The following is a 25,674-nucleotide window of genomic DNA, read 5'->3' as shown; positions in this document are numbered from 1 at the left end:
GCTATTTTTTACTCAATAAAAAATTTACACAAAATAATAAACAATGTTCAATAAATACTATTTTTACTAAACCCCCTATTAATTAATGATACAATAAAGACAATACAAACACAAAACAACAACTCAAAAAATACCAGAAAACAAGACAACCCCACCAAAACACAACACAACACAAATCATACACAAAAAAATAAAACCAAAACACAAGAAAAAATCAAAAAAACTATAACACAAAATAAACAAAACATTAATTTTTTAAACCAAAAATAGAAAAAAACACAAAAACCAAACACAAACAATATATATAAAAAAAAACACTAATAATATCAAGGTATTCTATGTAAAAAATAATAACCCAAACTAGCAAAAAAATGAACAAGAAAACAAAAAAAACCTGTTCAAACAAGTTAAAAACGGAAATTATTCAAACATAAAGTAAAAAAAGGAGTAAAAATTATTTTAATACAAAAAACAATAAAATTTTTTGTAACAACTAACTAATACAACAAATAAAAATATTCCTTTGCAAAAAAAAATAGACAATCCTAACAGTAAAAGAGGTACTGTTAACTAAAATAATATACACTCCCATTTTTTACCACAATACCTAAAAAAACACATGAATGACAAAAAAATAAAGGAAAGATAAAAAGACTGATAAGTGAACAAAAAAAACAAGAGGCGAAGGCAAAATGCAAAAAAGAAACAAAATAATACTCTGTTTCTGCCTAGTCATGTTTATCACTTTAATGAGTTGTTGCATAGTAACTGCAACCGATAATGCAGCAAACAACACAACAACCACAACAACACAAACACACACACAAAAAACTGTAAAAACAGTAGAAAAAACAATAAATGAGGAAAACAGAATAAACACACAATCATCGGCACAAAGTGAAAACAACACTATCGAGGAGACAGATGATCAAAATGCCGTAAAACAAGATAACAAAACAAATGCAAAGGCCAAAATAAATAAAGTTTCAAACATTACACAAAAAGCTGTAAAAGAAGTAGATGTCACACAATGGTCGAGTATAGGCAGTAGCGGAAATTATACGCTTACACAGGATATAAGTGCTACTAGTTTAAAAAGCATAAATGATGACTTTACATTAGATGGTCAAGGACACGTAATAGATGGTTCAAGTTTTTCAGGAACACGTGTATTTGATGCAAGTGTAGGAGAAAATAAAAATGTTACATTTAAAAACATAGTATTTCAGAACTTTGACACATTAGAATCATTAATACGTTTTGAATCTAGTTTACAGGGTTCAGCTCAATCAACAAGTAATTTAATTGTTGATAATTGTACTTTTATACATGTATATGAAACTGGTTCATATGGTATTATAACAATTTACAGTACATTAGGTGATAGTTCTGGGAATAAAAATAATTTACGTGGTTCACTAACTAATTTAAGATATGATTATAGTGGTACTACATTGATATATAGTAGCAGACAAAAAACTTATGTAACATTAACTAATATTCAGCATGATGGTGTAGAAATAAATCAAGATGATTTGGGTAATAGTTACACTTATCGTATATTTAGTTCAGGGGCTAAACAGTTAATTTGTCTTGTTACAGTACAAGATGGGTTTGTGAATAGAAGTACTATATTAAACATTTCCTTATTTAACCAAACATATTATAATAAAGGTAATAATGAGTGGGGTAATAATATTACTCCTCAACGATCAGCAACTGTAACATTTAGTTTAAAAGATTCTGATGGAAATTACCTGTTTGATAGTTATGGAAATCAAATTAAAGATCGCACTTTAACTACTGGTACAGATGGTACGGCACTTGTTGGTGCAACTTTTTCACAAAGAGGAATATATACATTAGAATATACTTTCCCTCCTACAGGTAATTATCTTCCTGTTAGTGGAAACAGACAATTTATTATACAAGATTATGTGAATTATAGTGTACCAGATAGCATATACAGGTATTATAATGATTATCCTAATTTATGGGTTAATGTAACCAATGTGGATAATGAGGGATTAACCTCTCCTGAAGGAGCTACTGGTTATGATATTGCAGTACCTGATCAAGGTGTTAGATTCTATATTTATAATACTAATACTGGAGATTATGACTATTATACAAGACCTGTTATAGATGGTAAATCAGTATTTGAAAATGTAACTGGTTCCTGGCAAATACCATTTGTAGGTTCTATATCTCCAAATGTATCTTATCCTGAAGGATATTATTATTCCTTTAATATTACTTCACAGTTCTTAGGAAACAAGTTATATACAAATTCAACTAATAAAACTACCGTTGTATATGTATATAGAAATCCTACAAGTGTAAGTATACAAAATACTAGTGGGGTTGTATCAGGAGTATTGGGTGAAAATATAGAATTAACTGCTAATGTTTATGATTTAACAGGACGTAACATGATAAATGGACAAAATGTTACATTTGTCTATAATAATAGAGTACTGGCCATAGCTCCAATAAATAATGGGGTGGCTCATGCAACTGTTAAATTTAATGAAACCATATATGGTGGACAACTTTATGCCTACTTTAATGATACACTATATCTAACTGATCAAACACAGTTATGTGAAAATTCAAGTGATGTAGTAACATTAAACATACATAAAATAATAACTAACGTGGAAACAGAGGAATCTTTAACAGGATATTACAAAAATAAAGTAAAAATTATTGCAACTGTTAAAAATGATGGTAACATAATAACTGAAGGTGTTGTAACATTCAAGAAGGGTGATACTGTACTTGCTAATCGTAATGTTAATTCCAGTGGACAAGCAGAGTATGAGTACACTATTGGCACTGAAGAAAGTGTTAACATAACCGCTTTCTATAATGGAAATGCAGATTATGAAAACAGTACTAACAATACTATTGTTACAAGGATTACTATACCTACTAAGTTAAGTATTGTTAATTTACCTGTTAATGTTAAAGTTGGTGAACGTTTCAGCTTTAATGTTAAATTAACTAATGGTACTGATGATTCGGTTAGTGGTCAAAGTATTAGTGTAACTGTTAATGGTGTTAATGTGCCGGTTAGTGATACAACTGGTAATGATGGTATGGTAACAGTCAGTTATACACCAAGTAGTAAGTCTGATTTGACTATTGTTGCAAATTATGATACAGATTACGTGTATAATTCTAATACTACGAGTGCTAGTATAAGTAGTAGTAATGTTGACTTAATTGATACTGTTATGGGTATTATTGTACCAGATAAAGTTAGTGTAGCACAGCCTTTTACTTTTAAGGTTAATCTAACTAATCTTACTGGTGATGCAATACCTGATAAAAATGTTTCTGTAAGTATTCTGGGTGATAGTGTTAGTGTTGTTTATGATACTAATGAAAAGCTTTATATTGGTACTTACACACCACATGATAATACTAATATTGTTATAAGTGCAAGTACAATTGAAGATAATGTGTATAAAGCTGCTAGTGCAACAAATAACACTCTTACCCGTGATAAGATAGGTCTTATAAGTACTAATTTATCATTATCATTCTCACAAAATAACAAGGCTCTTAATCCTATTATTATTACGGTTACTTTAACTAATCGTAGTGGTGATAATGTAGATGGTCTTGTAAGAATATTTGAGAATGGTCAATTTATTGGTATTGTTGATACCAGTAGCTCTAATCAGATGACATATACACCAAGTGATAATACTACATTAAAATTTAGTGCAGAATATCGTGGTGACAGTCATAAGTATGATGTTAACAAAACAGAAACTTATAATGTTCCGGTCAGTGTTCTTAATACTACATTAATTATTAATGTTCCAAGTAATGGAATAAAAGTGTCAGAACAGTTCACATTCACTGTAAGTCTAACTAATACTACTGGCAGTCAGCCTATTAGTGGTAAAGACATTAATGTAACAGTTAACGGAGAAAGTGTAACTGTCGCATATGATTCTAGTCAGAACTTGTATGTGGGAACATACACTCCAGCAAACAATAATAACCTGTTATTTAAGGCTAACTTTACTGGAGACAAAGTATACGGTGCCAGTTATGATGAAGATTCAAGCATAACAAGCAGTGATATAGAGTTAATTGATACTGTAATGGGTATTATTGTACCTGCTACGGTTAATGTAGCTGAACCATTCACATTTAATGTAAATCTCACAAACTCTTCCGGAGAAGCTATAAGTGGTCAAACAATAACAGTAACAGTTAATAATGAAAACGTGGCTGTAACATATAATAGTACAAGCGGATTATATGATGGAGTCTACACTCCAAAAAATAATGATAGCATCATTATAACTGCAAGTTCACCCGAAACAACAGTTTATAAGGCAGCTAGTGCTATTAATAACACGCTTACAAGTAGTGTTATAGGTACAATTCCAACAATTGCATCTTTAACATTCAGCAGTCCAAATGCAACAGTATTTGTTCCATACACAATAACTGTTAATTTAACAAATGCTACAACAGATAAGGAAGTAGTAAGAGGAAATGTAAAAGTATACATAAATGGAGTGCTAAACAGGACAGTAGAAATAGTTGACAGAGCAGTTAGCTTCACGATTATACCACAGAATAATACAACATATGAAATGTATGCTGTTTATGATGGTGATGGTAGTGTATACAGTTCTAATCAAAGTGCAACATACACAATTCCTGTAAATCTTGCTCTTACAACTACAAAATTAAGTGTTCCAAACACTTATAAAGTTAATGAAACATTTAATTTCACTATATCATTAACTAATGGTACAACCAATCTTCCAGATAAGCCATTAATTGTAACAATTAATGATGAACAAATAACTAATGTTGTTTATGACCCTGTAAGTGGATTATATAAGGCAAGTTACACACCTGCTAACAGGTTATATGATTTAGATTTTAAAGCAGTATTTGAAGGTGACACACAATACAATGCATCATATGATACAGTATCAATTCCTAGAAGTGAGATTGTATTGATTAATACAATTATTGGTGTCATTAGTCCAGAAAGTGTTAATGTAAGTGACACACTTGTGATGAAATTCAACATAACTGACGAGTATGGTCAAAAACTAAGAGCATCCATGCTTGATGTTTATATTGTTGGAGAAAAAGTTACAGGTGTAGTTGAAGGCGATTACTTAGTAGTGTCTTATCCTACAACAAATGAAACAGTATTACCTGTATCTGTAGAATTTATTGACCATGATGGTGTTCATCATGATTCATCTACTGATTTCGTAGTTCATGTTGTTAAAATACCTACAACAACACGTATGACAATAGTAAATAATACTGCAGGAAATGTAATAATCAACGTTTCAGTAGTAGGAGCTAATAATGTTAATGTAACTGATGGTAACATTACAGTACTTGCTAATGGTCATCAATATGACATTGTAGCACTTAATGGTCAGAAAGTGGTTACAATACCTTTAACAGAGCTTACAACCTATGGTAATTTCACAATATATGTTGACTACTCTGGTAACAATACATATCATTCAAGTAGTGCAGTAAGCATCAGTCCTATTGAAATATTACCACAGATAATCACATTTAATTTAACTGCTAATGAAAGTGTCTATGTGACAGAAGTGGTAAATATTACTGGTCAAATACGGGATGGATTTAATCAACCTATTGCAAACCGTAACATTATTGTTCGTGTATTTGATGAGGAAGGACATGTTGATCCTGAAACTGTAACTACTGATAGTAATGGTGTTTACACAAGGCTTTACAATACTTATAAAATTGGATTTTATATTGTAACAGCATATTATGGTGGACAGGATGGTATTCAAAACACTACCAGATATACAAATTTCACAGTAAACCTTATTCCAACACGTACTGTTGCAGATGTTTATAACAGTACTGCAGGAAACTTCAGTATAAGCGTAAATGTAACAGATAACCGTGAAGGATTTACGGATAACCGTGTTGAAAATGGTAGGATAAAAGTAGAAGTAGGTACTAGTACAGTCTATCATGATGTTACAATGGGTGAAAACATCATAAAATTGCCAAGTATAGTGAATAATGATACAGTTAATATCATTGTTACTTACGAAGCAAATGAAAAGTATAACACTAGTAGTACACAGTTAAGTCAAGTACATGCAAGTATAAAGAATAGTAATCTAAGTATAAGTGCTTCACCAAGCACACAATACAACAAGACTATTACAATAAACGGTACTTTAATTGATGAACTAGGAAATCCAATAGAAAGTACAGGTAAAATAGTATTCACATTCAATGATTCCTATGCATATACTGGTAGTGTAACAACTGATAATGAAGGTAAATTTAGCTTCACAATAAGAGCATCCGAGATAGGAAGCTTTGAAGTAAATGCAACTTTCACAGGTATAAGTGGTGAATATGATTCATCCTCTGCAAAGGCAACATTCAATGTTACTAGGATACCAACAGATACTGAAGTATTAATAGATGATGAAAGTGCATCAGATCTTAGAGTACTTTTCAGAGTATATAATGATACTACCCGTGTAAAAATTGGTAATGTAACATTATCAGTTATGGGTACAGTTATTAATGTCACAGACCTTGCTGCTCGTGACATAGAATACACAGAATTCAATGGTAATGTTTATGTTGTAAAACACTTCACAGAGGAATATCTTGAAGAATATGGTATAACTGGTGGGGTAACAAGCATTAAAGCAGAATATGCTGGTAATGAGTATTACATTGCAAGTAGTGATACTTATTCAGGTACTTTACTTGACAATGCAGTTGTTAATGTAACAGTTAACCAGTCAAGTATTTATGTTGATGGAAGCGTAAACATTACAGTTAATGTAACAGACCTTGAAGGTCATCCAATTCGTGGAATATTAACATTAGAAATCAATGATAACATTACAACAGGTATAGTTATTGACTCAACAGATAACGGTATTTACAGTATAATATACCAAAACGCTACAGCAGGCACATATAATGTGGTAGCAACACTCAGCACTGCTATATATGGTACAGCATTTAATACTACAAGCTTCAACATTACTAAGATACCTACCAGGACCAATGTTTCAGTACATAATGATTCATGGGGTAACGCAAGTATTGATGTAGTAGTATATGATGCACGTACTAATACAAGCATAAGTACTGGTGACTTACATATTGTAATCGGAAATGCTGATAAGACAACTGTTGAGAAAAATATCACATCCAGTGTTACTAACATTCCTATAGAAACAAGGTATGCTGGAGAATTTGCAATAAATGTAGTGTACCTGGAAAATGAAAAGTATTTATCAAGTAATGGATTAGATAATGATTCCGGAGAAGCAGTAGTAATAAACATACAAAAACATGATGCAAACTTAACAGTAAATACTGATAAGGATGTTTATTATGTTGGTGAAAATGTTACTATTAGCGGATACTTGTATGATATAAATACTGGACTTGCAATTTCAGGACAGACTGTAGAGGTAATGATTAAAAATAGTACAACAACCTTAGCAACATATCATCTGACTACTGATGCTGATGGTTACTATAGTGTTAATCGTACCAGTTCAGTTGCTGGAGTATTCAGTGTTAATGCTACATTTGAAGGAATTACAATTGCAGGTGTAAGCAATGTTAATGCTGTAAATAACGATACAACTTATACTGTAACTAGAATTCCAACAACAACCATTGTTGAATCATTAAATGATACTTATTCCAATATTACTATTGCGGTTAACGTTAAAGGTGATGATGGACTTAACATTACAGAGGGCTTATTAACTATTAAGTTTGGAGAATCTGAACTTCAAAGGCCTATTACTGGTAATGTCACTGTTATTAAATTGCCTTCACCAAGTACTGTTGGCACATATAACTTAAATGTTTCTTATCCTGGAAACAGTAAGTATGTTGAAAGTAATAATACTAGTGGTTTAACACAGGTAGTTGTTCAGAATCAGAATGCTGTTGTCAGTGTTTTTGTCACTCCAAGTACTGGTATTGTAGTGGGTGATGATGTTAAAATTAGTGGTTATGTTTATGATGGTGTTAATAATCAAACTAACCTTATTAATGGTTTTGTGAACATAACCTTTGTTGATGATAATAATGATGTTGAAACGGAATATAATGTGCGTGTTATTAATTCATATTATGAATTAATTAGGCATACAAGGTATGCTGGTTTAATTAATGTATCAGTGTCCTTTATTGATGATACCTTTAATAATTCAACTGCAAAAACATCATATACTGTTGAAAAAATACCAACCAATACTACTGTAAGTGTCTATAATGACACATATGATAAGGTAGAATTAGCAGTTACAATAGTTGATGCAAGAAACGGCAACCCTATTACTGCAGGTAAATATAATTTAACAGTAAATGACGATTTAAATGTTGAAGAATTTGGTCAAGAAAGTAACTGGATAAACAGCACAACATTCATAGTACCAATAGACACCACAAACCGTCAACTAAGAATCACACTAAATTATACAGGAGACTCAACACACCAAAACAGTACAGGAAAAGACGAAAATGGAAACACCATAATCGAATTCGAAAGCAAAAATCAGACAGCAACCCTAACAATAAATGTTAACACAACAGAAACCTACGTAGGAGAAACAATAAACATAAACGGAACACTCCTTGACGGCTTAAACAATGTGATAACAGGCAAAATCAACTTAACATTTACTAATGGAACACATACTGACATAAAAGAAGTTAATGTAATAAATGGAAGATACTCCTACAATAGAACAGTAAACATGACTGGAATGGTTAACATAACAGCAAGTTACCCAGGTAACGAAACAATCAATCCAGCAAACAATACTGCATACTACACAATAGACAAATTACCAACCAAAGTAACAATAACCATTGTTAACAATACAGTAGGTAACCTAACTATAAGTGTACAAGTAGAAGAAACATACCATAACACAATCCTCGAAGAAGGAAACATTACAATCGAATATGGAAGTAACATAATAAGTGATGCAAAACTAAATAGTACAAACACACTATTTAATCTAACAAGTACATCACAAGCTCCATACACAGTAATAGTAAACTACACAGGAAACTACACACACGCATTCAGTACAAATAACATTAACACAGGTTTACTAATCAAACAAGTAGGAAACCTAACAATAAATGCAACAAAAACAGTGCAAGTAGATCAGCCAGTCACAATAAACGGTAGCTTCACAGATGGAATGGGCCAAAACTATCCAAACAAAGAAGTAATCATATACATATACAATTCAACAGACAGCAACATCGAACAAATAACAACAAGTACCGATGCAAATGGAAAATACCAAGTAACATTCACACCAAACAAGAATGGAACATACACAGCAGAAACACATTACGTGGGAGACGACATAGTAACAAGCATAATCACAGAAAAAGTTACATTTACAGTAGATAAAATTCCAACAATTACTAAAGTAACAATCCTCAACAATACAGCAGGAAACGTTACAATAAAAGTAAAAGTAACTGATGAACACGGTAACAACATTACCAGTGGTCAATTTAATGTAACAGTTAACAACCAAAACACAACTGTAACATTCACAGATACAGCAGAATACATCTACAAACTAAACATAATAGAAAATGGTACTCATAATGTAAGCGTACAATACCTTGGAACAGAAAACAAATACTATCCAAGTAACGGACAAATTACAAAAGATGGTAATAGTGAAGAACTAACCAACATAACTATCAGTTTACAGGAATCAACAATAACCATAGCAAAAGATGCACAACGTGTATACGTAACAGACAACATCACAATCTATGGTCGTCTAACAGATGCAATGGGAAATCCAATACCAGATGCAATAGTTAACCTAACCTTTGTTGATGAAGATAATGAACACCATTATGAATCATTTAACATAACTAATAGTGAAGGATACTACTATTATCAAAGAACAACCGAGTACAATGGAACAATAAATGTAACAGCAACCTACTATGGTAAAGCAAATGAGATAAACTCATCAAGCGCAAACATAACATATCTTGTAGAGAAAATTGATACTGTAACCTACATTAACCCAGTAAATAACACACTAGGAAATGTAAGTATAGAAACATGGTTTATTAACCAGTTAGATGTAACACAATACATCAGAGAAGGAAGCTTTGACGTATTTGTAAATCAGGGCGAAACACCATACAAATCATACAATCTAAAAGATTTAACACCTAATGAAAATGGACGTTACACCATAGCATTAGATGAAGAATTTGATGTAGGAGAAAACACTGTTATCGTACGTTATAATGGTAACTATAAGTATAAACCAAGTCATAAGGATTATACTGACAGATTATACAAGGATGACATACAAATAAACATTACATTAGACAAAAACGAAACATTCGTAGATAATAATGTAAATGTAAATGTTTCAATGACTCATAACAATTTACCAGTAGAAGGAAGAGTAAACATTACCATACTAAATTCAACCGGAGATGTTGTCAAAACAATATCCTCAGATGAATACTTAACAAATGGTAATAAATCATTCTCATTCACAAATGATACAAGTGACACATACACAATAAAAGTAGAATTTGGTGGAACAAACATTTACAATGCACTAAACGTTACAAAAACATTCACATTAAACAAATTACCAACAGAAACACTAGTTGATGTGGTAAGTAATGTAATAGGTAATGTAACAATAAGTGTAAAAGTAAATGATACACAAAATAGTGCAATAGTAACTATGGGTTCATTAATTGTAACAGTTGATGGACAAGCACACGTCCTAAATCCTATAAGTGTAAACAGTAGTGGTATAACCATTATTAAACTAAACACTACAGGAACAGATGTGATGCTAAGTGTAAGGTATGTTGAAAACCATAAGTATAACCAAAGCCTTGGAATAAATGCTACAAGTCATGAAGAATTAAATGACATAATATTATCCAAACAGCCAACAAATATCACAGTAGAGGCAAATCCTAATGAAACATATATTGGAACACCAATAACAATAACTGGTAAACTAATAAATCCATTAGGAAATGTGAACAACCAAGTAATTCACATAACAATAAACAATACACTCTACACAGTACGTACAACAAATGATGATACAGGAAGTTATACATTCACATATGATGAACAAACCAGTAAAAATAATGGAAATGGAACATTCACAATAAGTGTTTCATATGATCCTAACACTAACCTTGATGCTAATGCTTCACACAATTCTACAACAATCAAAGTAGATAAGATTCCAACAAACAGTAGTATTGAAATATTAAACAATACTGTAGGAAACATAACAGTAAATGTTAAAGTAGTAAATGCTATAGATGGACAAGCTGTAACAAATGGTACTGTAGAATTCTATGATAAAGATGGTCAAGTCATAGGAAGTTATTCTATAACTGGTGCAGATAATATTATTAAACTCGATAACATCACAACAAGTGGAAACATAGAAGTTACTGCAAAGTACTTAGAAAACAATATTTTCCTAGCAAGTGATGTAAAAGATAAGGATAATAATAACTTAGGAAACATCACAGTAGCAAATAAAACAGCTATCATACTAATCAGTGTAGAAGAAGGTCCATATACTATAGGAGATAGTGTAACAATTAACGGTTCACTCGTTGATGATATGGGAGAAAACATAGATGGAATAGAAATTGTTGACATCAGAATTGATAACGATGTTTATCATGTAAATGTAAACGGTGGAAAATTCAGTCTAGTAAACATAACATATACTCAGGGAGTTAAAAAGGTAAATGCAACATACACTGGTAACAATACAATAAGTCCAGTTGTAAGTGATACCAAGGAATTCACAGTAAACCTAATTCCTACCAAGACAATTGTTACAATAGTTAACACAACTGTTGGAAGCGTTGTATTAAATGTTAATGTAACCAATCTTACCGATGAATGTGTAACAAATGGTAGACTTAAAGTTCAAGTTGGCCAAAACGCTTCACGGGAAGTAAGTGTAAACACAACCGGTACAACATTCATCACACTAGATGAAATAACATTAATGGATAATGTAACAGTAACTGTAACATACCTGGCAAATGAAGTATACAATTCAAGTAAGGGTATAGATGCAAGAACAATTCACCAACAAGATCCAAAAGAATACATAGACATTAACACCACAAGACACAACTCTATAATGAACGTTACAGTAGTTGAGTCTCCAGTGAAAATTGGACAAAACATTACAATACAGGGAACACTTGTAATTGATAATGGAACAAAAGTGGACAATGAAATTGTAGAAATTTGGATAGGAAACACTAAAGTTGGAAATGCAACAGTCACTGATGGAAACTTTGTATACAATTACACTACAAGACAAGTAACTAGTGGAAAAGTTGCAACAATCAGATATAATGGTACTGAATTAGTAAGACCAACAGAATCTGATGTAACTTACGTGGTTGAAAAACTGCCAACAATGACTATAATAGAAGTGTTAAACAATACCGCAGGAAATGTTACAATAAACATCAAAGTAAACGATTCATTTAACAATAAAGAATTAAATTACCTTGATGACAACAGTAACAGCATAGGTAATTTAACCATATTCATTGGAGAAAACAATATAATGAATGTAACAGTAAAAGATACAAACAACATATTACTGCCTTCATTAACAGATGCTCAGCCAAACGTAAGAGTAACAGTAAACTTTGTTCCAAGAGATGACAGCATAGTATACCTTGGAAGCGAAAATTACACAGTATTCACAGTAATAAGTCAAGTAGCAAACATCACAATTAATGCAACACCAAACCCTGCAAGCGTAGGAGATGAAATAACAATAACAGGTAGATTAACTGATGGAATGAACAGAAACATTTCAAATGTTGAACTATCATACAATATTGAAACATACTCTGATAAAATCACCACAGACGAAAATGGTACATACAAATTCACATACACTCCAACACATGAAGGAGTATACCAAGTGAACGTATCATATGCTGGTGGTGGAGCAGTAAGGGCAACAAAAGGAAGCATTAATCTAACTGTTAACAAAATACCAACCAATACAATGGTAGAAGTATTAAATACTGAAGTAGAAAATGTCACACTACGTGTAAACGTAACAGACAATGCAACAAATCCTGTTACAAGTGGACAATTCAATGTAACAGTACAAAACAGTACATGGACAAGTACCACAGTATACAATATAACAGGAACAAGCACTTTAGTAAAAATAGTTCTTGATCAAGCAGATAGTGATTACACAGTCAAAGTAGAATATCTCGGTGATAACAAGTACATAAACAGTACAGGACGTGACAGTCAAGGAAATACAGATATTCCAATTCACACAGTAAAAGATGATGCAATATTAAATGTTTCAGCTAATCCAGAAACAGCATATGTAGGAAGAACTGTGGAAATACACATAGACCTAAAAGATGATATGGGTAATGGAATAACTAGTATGGTAACCCTCAACTTCACATCAGAAGAAGGCTCTGAAATAGAACAAGTTCAAGTAACTGACGGACTTGTAGTCTATAACAGAACAAGTCACCTAGCAGGACACGTAAATGTAACAGTAAACTATGCTGGTAATACAACAATCAACCCAGCTAAAGCAAGTACAAATTACACAATACTTAAAATACCTACAACAACAACACTTGTACGTATGGTAAACAACACAGTAGGAAACATTACACTAGAATTAAGATTTGCTGATAGTCATACAGGTAATGCAATTACTAGTGGATCAAACTTCACAGTCGTACTCGTAGGTCATCCAGAATCACTAGTAACTTACAACTTAGATGATGATGAAAATGATGACAACTTCAACATAACAAGTACGGGAACAGTAATTCTTAAAGTAGATGAAAGCTTCTTCGATGAACATGAAAAGATTCCTGAAAGTATTATAACATTCCTAGGAAACGGAACATATAATTCAAGCTGGACATTAGATGAAGAAGAACTTGAAAAAGCAACTATCAACATAGACTTAGAAACAAATGAAAGTGTATACATCAATCAAACAGTATTATTTAATGTAACAGTAAGGGATGCAGAAGGCGTAGCATTTGATGCAGTAGTAAACATCACACTCGATGATGAACTATTTGCCAGAGATGTGCTAATTCCTTCAACTGGATGTGAATTCAATTTCATAAAATCCGAAATGGGTAATCATAGAATTGAAGTAATCTATCCGGGTAATGAATTATTATCCTATGCTACAGCAAATAGAACTGTGACCGTTGAAAGAATACCTACCAGTACCAGTGTAACATTACTAAACAATACCTTTGGTAACGTTACAATAAAAGTAGTAGTAAATGATACAATCTATAACAAGTTACTATCAGAAGGTACACTCATAATAACAGGTGGAGCTCCATGCAACGTAACATTAACAGGTACAGAAACAATTATTAAATTAAATGTTACAAATGTACGAAACACTAATGTATACGTAAGATTCAATGGAACCAGCTATTATCAGCCAAGTTATGGTCTGGATAATGAAACTGGTGAACAATTTGAAGCAATAGATGTAACAAGACAAGATGCTACATTAACAATAACTGTAACACCAAACCCTAACCATGTAGGAAATGAATCATACATAACTGGTAAATTAACTGATGGACTAGGAAATAATATTACAGATGAAATAGTAAGCATACTAATAAATAATGTAACATACAAGGATGAAGTAAGTCTAAATGCTTCAGGTGAATTCAACATAAGCTATGTTGGAACAACCAATGGAACCTACAATATAAGTGTAATCTTCGGAGGAAACAGGTACGTTAAAGCTACAAGTGCTAATACAACATTAACATTAAACAAAGTAGAAACGACAACAACTGTAACCCTACTAAACAATAGTGCAGGAAATGTAACAATAAGAGTAAACATTACAGATGAATTTGCAAACCCGGTACATGAAGATACATTTGCAGTAAACATCACACACAATGATGATACACCAATAGAATTAATAATTCCAATAACTGGTGACACAACAGATGTACTCCTTCCAATAAATGATGCAGGAGACTATAAAGTCAACGTAACATACCCTGGAACAACAAAATATAAGGACAGTATCGGAAAAGATGAATCTGGTGAAGAAATCACTGGCATAACAGTAGCCAAACAGGATGTGAACCTCACAGTAGGAGTCATACGTCAGGAAGTCTACGTGGGAACAAACATGCTCATACAAGGTGAACTAAGAAATGCTAGCGGACAACCAATAAGCAATGTTAACATTACACTAACATTTGACGGAACAGAATCAGTAAAAGCAACAACAAATGCTGCAGGATACTATTCATACACCAGACCAACACACATAAACGGTAATGTATCAGTAGTTGCATACTACGAGGGTAATAATAAGTATAATGATGCCAGAGCAAATACAAGCTACCTTGTTAACAAAATACCTACTAATACAACAGTAGCAATAGTTAACAACACCGTAGGAAATGTTACAATAGATGTGCAGGTAATTAATGCTAATGACCCATTAGTAATAATAACAAATGGAACAGTGAATGTAACAGTAAACAATGTTACAACACAACACAACCTCACAGGAAGTGTAACAAGCATTAAAGTAGACATAAACAACTGTACAAAAGCTAACGTAACAGTATTATACCTTGGAAACGATACTTATGCAAACAGTACAGGTGTAGACAGAGACACATTCGCTACTGACAGCCCAGTAGAATTTGCTGAAATTACTGCAGATAAACAAAATGCTACATTAACAATAGTTGTAGGACCAAGCCCGGTATACGTGTTAAATAATGTGACAAACAATGGTACACTCGTTGACGGACTGGGAAATAACATAACCGGAAAACTCAACTTTACAGTAACAAGAGATGGCATAACCATTGTAAACATATACAATGAAGATGTTATTGATGGTGTGTACTCATTTAACAGAACAACAACAGCTGTAGGATTAATAAACATAACTGCATACTACCCTGGAAACAGCACTGTTAATCCGGCTACTGCATCAACAGTATACCAGATAGAATTACGTCCAACAGTAACACTTGTAAACATTACAAACAACACTGCTGGTAACGTAACAATAGATGTTGAAGTAAGAGACTATAACGGCACAGTATTAACAGAAGGAAACTTCACAGTTAAAGTACAAGATCAGCCAGATACAACAGTACAAATCAATGGTACAAGAACACCTGTAAAACTAAACCTTACAAGTGCAACCCAGTACATAACTGTATCAGTAATCTACAATGGAAATGAATATTATGCTCAAAGTACGGGTATTGACATGAACAAATACCTTGATGAGCCAAGTGAGAACGAAACAGTTACAAACATAACTGTCGAGTATCAAACAGCACACATGACCATAGAACCAGTAGCAAACAGTAGTGTAGGTGACACAGTAATAATAACCGGTCACTTAGAAGATGGAATGGGAAACAACATAGTTAACCGTAACATCACAGTAAGTATCGGAGAAACAGTATTATCTAACTCTACCGATGCAAATGGAGATTACAAAGTATACTATACATCAACCATAAACGGTACATTCACAGCAATTGCAACCTACAAAGGAAACAATAGTGTAAACCCTATGAGTGTTGAAACAACATTTAATGTAACAAAACTAAACACAACAACCATTGTGAAAGTTTTAAACAACACTGCAGGTAATGTTACAATAACAGTAAATGTAACAGATGAACGAGGAAACCCTGTTGATCATGGAGAATTCAACATAACCCTAGATGAAAACACTCCAATAACTTACAATATAACTGGTAACATAACAACAGTAAAATTAGATGTAAATGAAAACACTACAATAGGAATAAATGTCACATATCTTGGAGATAACCAGTACGAATCAAGTAAGGCACAGACAGTTGATGAAGAAAGTGGAGAATTAATAGACTTTACAGAAATCACAACAACCAAACAGGATGTCAACCTTACAGTAGGAGTAATCCGTCATGAAATTCCAATAGGAACAATCATGGTTATAAGCGGATACCTAACAAATAGTAGTGGATTACCTATAGCAAACGCAAACATCACATTAACATTCGCAAATGCAGACTCTGTCAATGTAACAACCGACTCAAACGGTCATTACACCTATGAAAGAGACACTACAATTGCAGGATATGTTGATGTAGACGCTTACTATAATGGTACAAGTAAATACAATAATGCGACAGCTCAAACACATTATACTGTTTACAAATTACCTACAAATACCACGGTAAGAGTAGTTAATAACTCAGCAGGAAACGTGTTAATAGACATAGTTGTATATGACATGTATCATAAAGGACTTATCATAACCAATGGTACATTTAATATAACAGTAAATAATAATAGTAAACTTGTTGACTTCACAACAGAAAATACTACCATAAAACTGGACATAAACAATGCATCAAAAGCTAATGTAAAAGTAGTATACATGGGTAACAACACTTACCTAAACAGTACAGGAGTAACATTAGCATCATGGAACACAGATAATCCAGAGGAATTCTCCGAAATAGACATAGAAAAACAAAACCCAGTACTCACATTAGAAGTAAATGAAACAAGTCTAACAGTATTTGACACCATTAAATTTAATGGTACATTCATTGATGGACTAGCAAATAACATTACAGCTAATGTAAGCATAATTGTTGACAACGGTACAGAAAACTACACCTATGAAAATGTAAAAGTAGAAAATGGATACTATGAACTAAACAGAACCACACAAATTACTGGAACAATAAACGTAACAGTAATCTATCCGGGTAATGAAAGCATAAATCCATTAAACATTACAAAAACATACAATGTAGAAAAACGTGACACAATAACACTAGTACAAGTAGTTAACGACACTATCGGAAACATTGTGATAGACGTAGTTGTTAAAGACGCCATAAATAACACAGTATTAACTAGTGGCAAAAACGCTATTGCAGTAAGTATTACAGAAGGAATATTCAATTACACAATTAGTGAAACTGGTGTGACAAGAATTACAGTACCAGTAAGTGATAATCGTCAACTTGTAAGAATTACCGTAGACTACCTTGGAAACGGAACATACAAACCAAGTCTAGCATACGATAATGCAACATACACAGAAGATAATCATGAAACAATCACTACAATAACTGTAAAAACACACAACTCAACACTAACAATAGATGTAACTCCAAACAATTCCACAGTAGGAACAACCTATAACATAAGTGGAAAATTCACAGATACTAACGCAACCGCAATAGCAGGTGCAAACTTAACAATAAACATTAACGGCACCACATATTACTTCACAACACTACCTGATGGTTACTACAGTGTAAACTATACTTCAAACCATGAAGGAAACTACACAGTAAAAGTATCATATAATGGTGATGATGTAATAAGTGCTACAAGTAACACTACAACATTCATGTCTAACAAAATACCTACAAACACAACAGTATACATTGTTAACAGTACAGTAGGAAACGTTACATTAAAAGTAACAGTAACAGATATTAATGCTAACCCAATAAATGGTACATTAAATGTTACAATTGGAACAACAACCAAACAGGTAACATTTACTGATGGTGAAATAATCATAGACCTGGAAAGTATGGGCTTAGGTATTGACACTACAGAAGAAGTAACTGCTAAGGTAGTATACATTGGAGACAATAAATACATTAACAGTACAGGACTTGATGCAAGAACATTAAGTGATGACATACCACAAGAATTTGGTAACATAACAGCAGACAAACAAGGAGCTGTTATAGGCGTAGATGTTGATCCAACCAGTTCCATAATAGGAAACAGGTACAGTATTATAGGTAGCTTAAATGATACTGATAATAATGCAATAAAATATGCAAACATCAATATCACAGTTAAAAACGATACAGGAATAATCTACTCTGTCAATGTCACAACAGACAGATACGGAGAATTTGAATATCGTAACAACACCCTACCTGCAGGCACATACACAGTAAATGTATCATATATTAGTAGTGAATACAACTACACTAGTGCAGAGAAAACATTCACAGTAAATAAAATCAACACAACAACAGAAGCTCGTATCATTAACAGCACTGCTGGTAACGTAACAATACGTATTATGGTTGAAGATGCTAGTGGAAGACCAGTGACTACAGGTTATGTGAACATTACTAGTACTGATGGTAATGTCCTTGAAAGAGGTCAATTAACTGGAACTAACAGTGTTGATATTGTGATAAGTTCAATTACCACTATTGGTGATATAAGCTTAATTGCAAACTATGAAGGAACACCTAAGTATGCAAATAGTACTGCAAAAGATGAACTGGAATTAACAGTTACTAAACAAAATGCAACATTAACATTAGAAGTTAACGAAACAAGTCTAACAGTATTTGAAGACATTAAATTCAATGGTACACTCCTTGATGGATCTGGTAATACTATTGATGCAAAAGTTAACATCACAGTAAGTAATGGTACTGACAGTTACACCATTACTGATATAGAAGTAACACGTGGATACTATGAACAAAATAGAACCACACAACTTACTGGAACAGTCAATGTAACAGTAAGTTATCCTGGTAATGATACAATAAGTTCATATAACATTACAAAAACATACAATGTAGAAAAACGTGACACAATAACACTTGTACAAGTAGTTAACACTACAATAGGAAACTTAACAATAGATGTTGTCGTACTAGACCAAGTAACACAAAAAGCATTAACAAGTGGATCCGAACTAATAAGAGTCACAATCAGTGAAGGAAGCTATACTTACACAATTAATTCAACAGGCACAACCAGAATACAGGTACCTGTCACTGATAATCGTCAAGTTGTAGGAATAAATGTAGACTATCTTGGTAATGGAACATACAAAGCAAGTAAAGGATACGATAATGCAACATATTCTGATGAATATCAGGAAGAACTTACACAAGTAACATTAAATCAGCATAACGCTACTTTAAGTGTGAACGTAGAACCACGTGTATCAAGAGTAGGTACAACATATAATATCAGTGGTAACTTTGTTGATACAAATGCAACCGCAATAGTTGGTGCAAACCTAATCATAACAGTAAATAACACTTACTATAATGATAGTGTTGTTACAGGTGAAAACGGTTATTACAGTGTTAACTTTACCTCAAATATTGAAGGAAACTACACAGTAACAGTTAAATTCAATAGCAATGGCATAGTTAACAATACAGTAAACAGCACAACCCTCAAATCTGATAAAGTTCCTACAAATACAATTGTAAGACTCGTTAACACTACTCAGGGCAATGTTACAATAGCCGTAAATGTTACAGAAGAAGATCATACTCCAATTACTAGTGGAACATTAAACATTACAGTTGGAGATGAAAGTGTTGAATACACAATCACTAGTGTTGAAAATATTATAAATCTTAAAGATTTAGGATTAAACATTAATACAACAACACCAGTAAGTATCAGCATAAAATATCCTGGCACAAATGTGTACATTAACAGTACAGGTAAAGATGCACAATCCAGTGAAGAATTCACTCAGATAATTGCAACTAAAGCAGAAGCAGTAATAAATGTAAATGTAGAACCGGTAGAAGTTACAATAGAAAAAGTATATGAAATCTTCGGAAACTTAACTGACAATAATGCTAACATCATCACTGATGTACCAGTAAATATAACAGTTAAAAACAAAGAAGAAATTGTATACTCATTGAATGTGACAACCAGTCCTACAGGTAAATTCAAGTACCAGAACAACACTTTACCAGAAGGCACATACACGGTAAACGTATCATTCAGCAACGAAAATTATGAGTATACCAGTGCACAAACACAATTCACAGTAAGCAAAATAAACACTACAACCACAGTAATAGTACTTAACAGTACTGCTGGTAACGTAACTGTAAGATTAATTGTAAATGACATAGAAGGAAGACCAGTAACTACAGGTTATGTGAACATTACCAGTACTGATGGTAATATCATAGAACGTGCTCAACTAAGCGGAACAAACTATGTTGATATTGTACTAAAATCAATCACAACAAATGATCCAATAAGTTTAGTAGCAAACTATGAAGGAACCAGCAAATATGCAAACAGTACTAATGACACAGCCCTAGGATCATTCACAATCAACAAAAGAGATGTAACTATAAAGGCTATTCCAGAAAACACTACAATAGGAAATACAAGTGTAAAAGTAAACATCACAGACAGTTCAACAGGACAAGCTTTAACAAATACTCCATTCAACATAACAAACAATAATGGAGAAGTTATAGCAAGTGCAACAACTGGAAATGATGGAACAGTAAATGTTAACTTAACACTACCAGAAGGATTATATGAACTTAAAGTAGTTTATCCTGGCAATGAAACCTACAATGCCAAAAATGAGAGCTTCACAATTAATGTAACAAAACGTCCAAGCAAAACCAGTGCAGATATAATAAATAACACTGCTGGAAATGTAACAATAAAAGTAACTGTTACCGATGCAACAAATGACAACAAAGTAACAAGTGGAAATGTAACAATAACAGCAGCCGGCAAAGAAGTTGGCCGATCAACATTATCAACTGATGGAACTGCAATAATAATTACCAACATAAACACTACCGGTAAATTTACACTAGTAGCAACCTATGAAGGAAACAATAATTATACAAGCAGCTATGATAATATAGGAACGGTTGACATAGTTGGACGAGAATCCAATATTACAGCAAATATAACAAACACTACCCGTGGAGAAACAACACTAAACATTACACTCACAGACCCTGTAACAGGTGACAAACTAAACGGCACAGTTATAGTAACACTACCAAATGGAAGTAAAGTACCTGTAACAGTAGAAGAAGGTAATGCAAGCATACCAGTAGACCTACCAGTAGGAGAAAACAATATAACAGTAACCTATCCTGGCAGTGACAAATATAACTCCACACAAACAACAATAACAGAAATTGTAGAACCTCGTAGCATAAACGTTACAGCAAACGTAACCAACACTACAAAAGGAAACACTACAATAAACATCACATTAGAAGACCCAGTAACAGGAGACAAACTAAACGGTACAGTTATAGTAACACTACCAAATGGTACAAACATAACAGTACCTGTAGTAAACGGCACAGGTAATGTAACAGTTGATATTCCAGTTCCAGGAGCAGATGTGAACATAACATATCCGACAGATGGAACATACGAGGATTACAATACTACAATACATGTAGATGTAACTCCTAGAAGCAGCCAAATAGATGCAACAGTATCTAACAACACTGCAGGAAACACAACAATCACAGCCAAAGTAACAGACCCAGTTACAGGAGAACCTATACGTGAGGGCAGTGTAAACGTCACAAAAGATGGCGAAGTTATAGGTGAAGCACCAATAGGCACTGATGGTACTGTGACAATACCAGTAAACATAGACACAACAGGTAATTACACATTAGTAGTAAACTATGTTCCAACAGAAAACTACACAGCAAGCAACAAAACACTTGAAAACGTGGAAATAGTTGGAAGAGAAAGTAACATAACAGTTACAGTAGAAAACAATACACAAGGAAATACAACCATAAATATAACATTAGAAGATCCAATAACTGGTGAAGACATAAATGGAACAGTAATAATCACATTACCAAACGGCACAGAAATACCTGTAAACGTAACAAATGGTAGTGTAGAAGTTCCAATAGACGTACCAGTACCTGGAGGAAACATAACAGTAACTTATCCTGGTGACGAAGTACATAATGGAACAAACACAACAATTCCAATTAAAGTCACACCAAGACCAAGTACTACCATTGCAAGCATAGTAAACAATACAGCTGGAAGTGTAAAAGTCAAAGTAACAGTAAAAGATGCAATAAACGATAACAAAGTTACAAGCGGAAACGTTACAATAAGTGTTGATGGTAAAAACCTTGCAAAAGGACAACTAAGAACAGATGGTACAGTCGTAATAGATGTTCCAATAAGTTCAACCGGCAGATACAATATAATTGCAACCTATGAAGGAAATACAAACTACACAAGTAGTTATGACAACATAGGACCAAAAGATGTACAGCAAAGACCATCAAAAGTAACAGCAAACGTTGCAAACAAAACAGTAGGAAACACCACACTAGACATCACATTAAAAGATCCTATAACAAACAAAGGATTAACTGATAATGTAATAGTAACACTACCTGACGGAAATACAAGAAATGTTAAAGTAACAAATGGTAAAGCAAGCATACCAGTTGACCTACCAGTTGGAACCAACAACATAAAAGTAACTTACCCAGGTAATGAAACATATGCTAGAAGTGAACAAAGCCTACCAGTAAACATAGTAAAACGTGGCAGTACAACAACAACAAAAATCACTAACAACACAGCAGCAAATGTAACAATAGAAGCAAAAGTTACAGACTCCACAACAAAACAGAAAGTTACAAGTGGAAATGTTGTAGCAATAGTAGACAATGTAATTGTTGGAAGAGCAACATTAGACAAAAATGGAGTTGCACACATAAAAACAAACATTACAAACACAGGTAATTACAACATCATAACAAAATATGAAGGAAACGTTAATTACACAAGCAGTAATGCTACAAACAATAATGTGAAAGTAACACCAAGAAAAGCTAATGTAACCGTAAATGTAACCGATGACACACATGGTGACACAAAAGTAGAGATAACAATCACTGATAAAGTGACAGATACTCCAATAGATAGTAATGTAACAGTAACATTACCAAACGGTACAAAAATTAACACAACCACACATAATGGTAAAATAGAAGTACCACTGGATTTACCAGTAGGAAACAACACCATCAAAGTAAACTATCCAGGAAACAGTACTTATGATGATGAAGAAGTAATTATCAACATAAATACTAAAAAACGTCCAAGCAGTACAAGTGCAGTCCTAGAAAGCAAAACATCCGGTGATGTGGTAATAAGGGCAACAGTCACAGACAAGCTGGACAAACGGGTAGTAACAAGTGGAAATGTAAAAGTACTCGTAAATGGTAGTGTTGTTGGACAAGCCAAACTAAACTATAGAGGCATAGCAACAATACCTGTAAACATTACAAAAGTAGGAAATTACACATTTAATGTCCAATTTGAAGGAAATCAAAATTACACTTCAAGTTCAGCAAGAGTCAAAGACAAAGTTGAAGCAAGGGATATAAATGTAAAAGTCACAATAGAAAACAATACAGTGACAAACACATCAGTACTTGTAAATGTCACAGATAAAATCACTGGTCAAGGCGTAGCAAATGAAACTGTTACTGTCAAGTTACCAAATGGCACAACAATCAATGTTACAACAGATAAAGATGGATTAGCACGTGTAGAAACACAACTTTCATCTGGAACAAATACTTTAAATGTTACAGTAAAAGCTAATGATCAATACGGATCATCAAGCAAGACAATTAAAGTAAATGTTGAAAAAATAAATGTAAAAGTAACAGTTGATTCAGTAACGGGTATTGTTGGAGAAACAATTACTCTCACTGCTAAAGTTGTTGATGTTTATGGAAACAAAGTTACTGGCGGAAACCTTGTATTCAAACTTAACGGAAGATCATTAAGAACTGACCTAAGATTTGATACAAACGATACCAGTGTTTATAAAATCAGTGTTAAAAATGGAATAGTAACCATTAAACTTACAGCTGACCTGTACTTGAGGGCTGGTAAGAATATTACCGCCTCATATAGTGGTTCAAGCAAGTATAATTCTGCAAAAGCTAATATTGCAGAAGCAAATATACGTAAACGAACTGCACAAGTAAGTGTAAGTGTATCACCTACACTTGTTAAACAGGATAAAAATGTAGTATTCACTGCAACTATTAAAGATGTTACAAGTGGTAGCAGCAAATCATTAGCAAGTACTAATGATGCATATGTAATGTTTAAGATTAATGGAAAAACTTTAAAAGATTCCAATGATCAGAACATTAAGGTTAAAGTAGTTAACAATGTTGCTAAGTACACTTATCATGTACCGTTAGGTACTAGTGGAATGGTAGATGGACATATGAGAGACTACACAGTAAGTGCAGTTTATTCAAGCCCAGATTACTACCCAGATTCCAGGGCAAATAGTATATATCATGTAGAACGTAGTAAGACAAGTATTAAGATAACAAGTGCAACAGTTAAGGATGATAAATTATCCATTAAGGCCAACATACTTGACCAGTATGGATATCATGTGATTGGTAAAAACCAGGTATCCATTAAGATTAATGGTAAAACATTTAAGATTAATGGTAAAAGTGCTGTCACAGTCAAAGATGGTGTGATAAGTCTAAGTGGTTTAAAACTTGGTGGTAACAAGGTAAAAAGTCTTACCATCACTACCGGTGAAAGACAATCATATTATGAATCATCAGTAACTACTAAAAAGGTTGAAACTTTATAATACACACACTTTACATAAAATTCCCCCCATTTTTCATTTTTTTTTATTATTTTTT

At 33.0% G+C, this 25,674-nt stretch carries 1 protein-coding gene; it reads left to right on the top strand.

The window, feature by feature from the left end; translation table 11 throughout:
• Nucleotides 1-692: 692 nt before the first annotated feature.
• Nucleotides 693-25,619 carry a beta strand repeat-containing protein gene (locus PXD04_RS17640; RefSeq protein WP_323736128.1) on the top strand — a complete coding sequence of 8,309 codons (24,927 nt, stop codon included), beginning with the start codon at nt 693-695 and terminating at the stop codon, nt 25,617-25,619.
• Nucleotides 25,620-25,674 lie beyond the last annotated feature (55 nt).

The organism is Methanosphaera sp. ISO3-F5 (assembly GCF_034480035.2).
In the GTDB taxonomy this organism is placed as follows: Archaea; Methanobacteriota; Methanobacteria; order Methanobacteriales; family Methanobacteriaceae; genus Methanosphaera.
This window is presented reverse-complemented; position numbering and strand designations above follow the sequence as displayed.

Excerpts from the sequence above, each read along its gene's own strand:
- PXD04_RS17640 (WP_323736128.1), top strand. The coding sequence starts at position 693 with ATGCAAAAAAGAAACAAAATAATACTCTGTTTCTGCCTAGTCATGTTT.